General features: G+C 71.9%; 6 protein-coding genes. 2 read left to right on the forward strand and 4 right to left on the reverse strand.

Going from position 1 to position 5,426, the window contains the following annotated elements:
- Together AB4880_RS03595 and AB4880_RS03600 are read right to left on the reverse strand one after the other, a co-directional pair.
- A partial coding sequence (locus AB4880_RS03595; RefSeq protein ID WP_367917826.1) for an RNA polymerase sigma factor occupies positions 1 to 352 on the reverse strand: 352 nt, incomplete at its 3' end.
- A 33-nt stretch (positions 353 to 385) separates the two neighbouring features.
- The gene (locus tag AB4880_RS03600) at positions 386 to 928 is read right to left on the reverse strand and encodes a superoxide dismutase family protein (RefSeq protein ID WP_367917827.1); all 543 of its coding nucleotides are present in this window, start codon (positions 926 to 928) and stop codon (positions 386 to 388) included.
- Between the two features lie 122 nt (positions 929 to 1,050).
- On the opposite strand from AB4880_RS03600, the gene AB4880_RS03605 reads away from it, so the two are divergent.
- The gene (locus AB4880_RS03605) at positions 1,051 to 1,518 is read left to right on the forward strand and encodes a hypothetical protein (RefSeq protein ID WP_367917828.1); all 468 of its coding nucleotides are present in this window, start codon (positions 1,051 to 1,053) and stop codon (positions 1,516 to 1,518) included.
- On the opposite strand, the gene AB4880_RS03610 is transcribed toward AB4880_RS03605, so the two are convergent.
- Positions 1,478 to 2,455: a YeiH family protein gene (locus AB4880_RS03610; RefSeq protein ID WP_367917829.1), complete on the reverse strand. Its 978-nt coding sequence runs from the start codon at positions 2,453 to 2,455 to the stop codon at positions 1,478 to 1,480. The two genes, AB4880_RS03605 and AB4880_RS03610, sit on opposite strands and share 41 nt — an antisense overlap.
- Positions 2,456 to 2,525: 70 nt before the next feature.
- Between AB4880_RS03610 and AB4880_RS03615 the strand changes: the two genes are divergently transcribed.
- Positions 2,526 to 3,425: a LysR family transcriptional regulator gene (locus AB4880_RS03615; protein ID WP_367917830.1), complete on the forward strand. Its 900-nt coding sequence runs from the start codon at positions 2,526 to 2,528 to the stop codon at positions 3,423 to 3,425.
- A 12-nt stretch (positions 3,426 to 3,437) separates the two neighbouring features.
- On the opposite strand, the gene AB4880_RS03620 is transcribed toward AB4880_RS03615, so the two are convergent.
- Positions 3,438 to 5,090, reverse strand: coding sequence for a GMC oxidoreductase (locus tag AB4880_RS03620; RefSeq protein WP_367917831.1), 1,653 nt, complete (start codon positions 5,088 to 5,090; stop codon positions 3,438 to 3,440).
- Positions 5,091 to 5,426 lie beyond the last annotated feature (336 nt).

Here is a 5,426-nt window from a genome sequence, read left to right on the forward strand (position 1 = left end):
CCAGCACCCGGTCCTCGGCGGACTCGACCACGTCGAGATCGGCCTCCACGATCGGGTGGGCGGCAGGCGGTCGACGCCGAAGCGCGTCGACCAGCCGCCGGACGGCGATGCCCCACATCCATGCCGCCGGCTCACCGCGACCGCTGTAGCCCTTCGCGCCCTTCCACACGGACACGAAGGTGTCCTGGAGGACCTCGTCCACGAGCTGGGGGTCGGCACAGCGCCGTCCCAGCCGTACGGCGAGCCAGCCGGCGTGACGCCGGTAGAGCTCCTCGAGCGCTGCCGAGCTCCCCGTCGCCACGGCGGCGACGAGGTCGGCATCAGTGCGGGGCCCCGAGCAGGGCGAGGTCATGGTCGAACCTTCGCGCACAGCGGTCGCTGAGTCTCAGAAATTCACCGACAGGCAGGCGAGCCGCCCGCCGGCGGTGCCCGGGTGGTCCGGGCCGGGGTCGGTCGCGTGCTCGTGGATGATCACCGACCCGGCGCGCCGGTTCGGCTCGAACTGCCAGCGGACCAGGGTCTGCGCGGCGCCGTTGCCCTCGTCGTCGGTGGTGAAGTCGAGCCAGATCTCGTTGCGGGGGTTGGCGTACGCCGGGTTGGTGCTCGGCTGCACCGGGTCGACCACCCGCTGGTAGTGCCCGCCGGCGGCCCCGCCGGTCGCCCCGCAGGCGTTCTGGTGCGCGTGCGCGCCGTACTCGGTGTTCGGCTCGAGGCCGCGCACGTGCAGCGTGACGACGGTGTTGCCGGCGGCATTGGCGACCTCCTGGACGCGGGCGGTCGCGCCGGCCGGGACCGCGGAGGAGTAGGCGATGAGCGGGCCCTCGGCGCGCACCCGGTCCGCGCCGGCGAGCGCGGGGGAGGCGGCGAACAGGCTGACGGCCGCGACGGCGGACACGACGGCGAGATGACGGGGGCGGGGTGGCTTCACGATGAGCTCCTCGGGAGATGGGTCGAACACCCCGTCTGTCGTCGGGAGCGCCCCGATCGGTTCACTCCGTTCTTGAGATCTTTCGGCGAACCGCCGCGGGCCTCTCGTGCGACAGAGGGGGCATGACCCTCCTGCACACCGTGCTGCGCCGTACCGGCCGCGGGCTCGCTGCCGGCTTCCTCGTCGGCATCGCCGTCGGCGTCCTGTCCCGCGCGATGATGCGCGTCGTCGCGCTCGTGTTCGCCCGTGAGGAGCCCGGCTTCCACCTGGGCGACAGCCTCGCCATCGTGGGCATGCTGACCGTCGTCACCATGATCGGCGGCGTGGTGCTGGCGCTGTGGCAGGTCCGCGGGCGCTGGCTCGCCTACCTGCTGGCCGCCGCCCTCGTCATCGGGCTGCACGTGCCCGAGGCGCTGGTCGTGCTCGAGCCGGACAACACCTTCCTCCTCACCGGGCGGCGCTGGGCGATGCTCGACGCCACGCTCGTGGTGTGGACGCTGGCCCTGCTCGTCCTGGTCGGCCTGGTCGCCCGCCTGACGTCGGAGCGGGTCAGCCGAGCAGCAGTGCCCCCGCCAGCCCCAGTGCGCTGACCCACCCGGTCGCGAGCGCGGCGAGGACGAACGGCGCCGCCCCGGCGGCCCGCATCCGGTCGATCCGCACCCCGCGGCCGAGCGCGAACATCGCGACGGCGAGCAGGATCGTCTGGGTCGCTGCCGCCGCCTCGAGGACGGCGTGCGGCGGGGTGGTCCAGGTCCGGAGCAGCACCATCGCCAGGAAGCCCACGACGAACACGGGCACCAGGGGCGGCTGCCTCGTGTCGGCGGCGCCCGTCGTACGACGTCGCCACGAGACCCACGCGGCGACCGGCGCGAGCAGCAGGACGCGCCCGAGCTTGACCACCACCGCGACGGCGAGCGCGCTGCCGCCGACGACCCCGCCCGCGGCCACCACCTGGGCGACCTCGTGGATCGACGCGCCCGCCCAGAGGCCGGCGACGTCGGGGGAGAGGTGGAGAAGACCGGCGACGAGCGGGACGATCCCGATCATCGCGGTCCCGAAGACCACGACGAGCGCCACCGCCGACGCCGTCTCCTCCTCCTCGGCGTCGACCACGCCGTCGATGGCGGCGACCGCGGCCGCGCCGCAGATCGAGAAGCCGCAGCCGATGAGCAGCCGGTGGTTCCACGGCAGGCCGAGCATCCGGCCGACCGCGAGGCTGACGCCGATGCCCGACACGACGACGAGCATGATCAGCGCGATCACACCGGGCCCGAGGTCGGCGACCTGCTGCAGCGACAGCTGAAGGCCGAGCAGGACCACGCCCGCGCGGAGCAGGGTCCGGGCGGCGTACCCTTCGCCGGGCGCGGTCCGCGGCGTCGTCGACAGGACGGCAGCGCTCACCACGCCGAGCAGGATCGCGACGAGCAGCGGGCTCGCGGCGGGCACCACCCGGCTCAGCCCGTACGCCAGCAGCGCCGGAGCCAGGCAGGCGACGACACCGGGCGTACGAAGACGGATGCTGACCATGGATCCAGCGTGGCGCGGCACAGGGATCCGCAGTAGACGTTGATTCGGCATGAGGGCATATCCTCTGGATATGCAGGAGTGGCCGGAGATCACCGCCTTGGAGCTGCTCGTCGCCGTTGCCGATCACGGCAGCGTGAGCGCCGGCGCCCGGGCCGTCGACATGGCCCAGCCCAACGCCAGCCGCTCATTGGCTCGGATGGAGCGCTCGCTCGGCGTACCGCTGCTCACCCGCTCCACCGCCGGCGCCAAGCTCACCCCGGCCGGACTGGTCGTCGTCGACTGGGCGCGCGACGTGCTCACCGCCGCCCGGACCCTCGTGGACGGCACCGCCGCCCTCACCGAGACCGCCGGCGGCGAGCTGCGGGTGTCGGCGAGCCAGACCGTCGCCGAGCACCTGCTGCCGGCGTGGCTCGCCGTTCTGCGGACCCAGCATCCCGAGGCGTCGGTGCTGCTGCAGGTTCACAACACGGCGGAGGTCGTCGCCGGGGTCCTCTCCGGCGGTTGCGACCTCGGCTTCGTCGAGGGCCCGCGGGCACCGCGCGGCGTGCGGACCGCGGTCGTCGCCCGCGACGAGCTGGTCCTCGTCGTCGGCCCCGACCACCCCTGGACCCGCCGCCGCAGCCGGGTCGGCGCCGACGAGCTGGTCGCCACCCCGCTGCTCACCCGCGAGCCCGGCTCGGGCACGAGGGTCCGGCTGGACGACGAGCTGCGCGCCCAGGTGGGCCGCCCGGCCCGCGCGCTGCAGGAGCTCGGCAGCAATGCCGCCGTACGGGTGGCGGTGCAGGCGGGCGCCGGCCCCGCCGTCCTGAGCCGGCTCTCGGTCGCCGACGCGCTCGCCTCCGGCGCCGTGCTCGAGGTCCCGCTCGACCTCGAGCTCGGCCGCGAGCTCAGGGCCGTGTGGACCGGGCCGCGGCGGCTGACCGGCCTCGCCGCCGATCTGGTCGCCATCGCCCGGTCGCACACGCCCTGAGCGTGCCGATGACTACATCGGGTCGTTGGCGAGGATGTTGTCGATATTGCGCTCCGCCAGCGCGGTGATCGTGACGAACGGGTTGACCGTGGTGTTGCCGGGGATCAGCGATCCGTCGATGGCGTAGAGGCCGTCGTAGCCCTGGAGCCGGCCGTAGTTGTCGGTCGCCTTGTTGAGCACCACGCCGCCGAGCGGGTGATAGGTGAGGCCGTCCTGCCAGATCTTGTAGCCGCCGAAGAGGTCGGTGCGGTAGATCGTCCCCTCCTTGCTGTTGATCTTGTCGAAGATCGACTTGGCCATGTTGATCGAGTCCTGCTTCCACGCGGTCTGCCAGGACAGGTCGACCTTGTTGGCTGCGGCGTTCCAGGTGAACTCCGCACGCCGGGTGGTGTTGGTGATCGAGAGGTAGAGCGAGGCGTAGGTCTCGATGCCGGTCGGCAGCGGCGCGACCTCGGCGAACGCGCCGCCGGCGTCCCAGTTGTCGATGCCGGAGCAGGGGATCGTCGACTGCAGGGTGCCGGTCGGGTCCCACATGTGGTTGGCGCGGCCGCACATCACGTTGCCGTTGTCGCCCCAGCCCTTGCCGACCTCGTTGTTGAGCAGCGGCAGCGCGCCGGTCGCCTTGAGCTTGACCAGCAGCTTGCTGGTGCCGACGCTGCCCGCCGCGAAGAAGACCTTCGCCGCGGTCACCGTCTTGGTCGCCACCGTATCGCCATTGGTGTTGATCTGATCGATCGTCACGGTGTAGCCGCCGCCCGACGCCGGCGTCACCGAGGTGACCTTGTGCAGCGAGGACACGTTGACCCGACCGGTCGCGAGCGCCTGCGCCAGGTAGGTCTGTACCAGCGACTTCTTGCCGTAGTCGTTGCCGTACATCACCTGCCCGTCGAGCGCGGACCGCGGCACCGTCCCGGCCTGCTCGGCCTTCATGTAGTTCCAGTCGTAGACGTCGGGCACGAACGTCCACGCGAAGCCGGAGCGCTGCGCGTGCTTCCGCCCCACCCGCGCGTACTGATAGCAGTCCGCGCTCTCGAACCACGTCGCGTCGATCTGCCCGACGCCGAGACCGGCGTTCGCGCGCGGGTAGTAGGTGTCGTACATCTCGTTGGCATCGACCGATGGCAGGATCCCGGCGAACCGCGTCCGCTTCGGCGTCACCGCCATGCCGCCGTTGACGAGCGAGCCGCCGCCCACGCCGCGGCCCTGGTAGACGGTGATCCCGGCGAACTCCTCGGCGTCCAGGACCCCGGTGTAGCGCGGGATGTCACTGTCGATCGGGAAGCCGAAGAAGTTGCTGACCGGCGCCTTCGACTTGGTTCGCAGCCAGTACGCCCGCTTGTCGGGCGCGGTCACCTTGGGGAAGATCTTGCCGTCGGACCCCGGGGTGTCCCATGTCATCCCCATCTCGACCATCTCGACCGGGACGCCGGCCTGCGCCAGCCGCAGCGCCGCCACCGACCCGCCGTACCCGGTGCCGATGATGAGCGCCGGCACGCTCGCGCCGTTCGAGATCGCCGCGGCGCGGGCCGGTGCAGCGGTGAACGCGGGCAGGACCGCCACGGCTCCCGCGGCGGCTCCCGCACCGGCGAGGAAGCCTCGGCGGGAGACGCCGGACCGGGTGTCGGTTGCAATGTCGGATGACGCGGACTGGGGGGTGTGCGACATGTGACCTCCGTCACGAAGGGGCAGAATCAGAACATGTTCTACCCGTTGTGGTGAGGTGTCGTCACTACTTGTTTGTGGTGGGGTTTGGCGGTAAGGGGGCCGGCTCCCGGTGGCTTTCTGTGGGCGCGGTGCCAGGTGCTTCTTTGAGAGCGTGGGGGCGCGCCGCGGTGATCGAGGTGGTTGCGGCTCGCTGTCGGCCGGCTGTTGCTGCCGGTACACCCCTGTCGTGCGGGGTGTGAGTGGGTGCTCTGTTCAGCGGCTCATGTTCGGAGGGGGTGGGTGCCGCGGTGGTCGACCTGCCATCGGTAGCCGTTGGGGCTGGTCCAGGTGTAGGTG

Origin of the sequence: Nocardioides ginsengisoli, assembly GCF_039537225.1 — a bacterium.
GTDB lineage: Bacteria > Actinomycetota > Actinomycetes > Propionibacteriales > Nocardioidaceae > Nocardioides > Nocardioides ginsengisoli.